We start from the raw sequence: 238 nt of genomic DNA on the forward strand, positions 1-238 counted from the left end.
CATCAGACGGGTCCGAGACGTCGCCGGGGTCCTCCGTCCATGTCGCCGCCGAGGACTACGACCCTGCCCGGTTCGGGGACTCCGCGCGGGTCAACCACCGGTGGTACCCCCTGCAGCCAGGGAGCCGGCTGGACTACCGGGGCAGCTCGGTGGAGGAGGGTGAGCGTCTCAACCACGGAGTGACGATCATCGTCACGGACCTCGTCAAGGTGATCGACGGGGTGGAGAACGTCGTGGT

The 238-nt window shown here is 68.1% G+C and carries 1 protein-coding gene; it reads left to right on the plus strand.

Features of this window, described 5'->3' with window-relative positions; genetic code table 11:
- Window positions 1–238, plus strand: a 238-nt coding sequence (locus ACX9YW_RS23555; protein WP_460351229.1) for a hypothetical protein, incomplete at both ends; no start/stop codon positions are given.

Source organism: Pseudoneobacillus rhizolycopersici, from assembly GCF_054786815.1.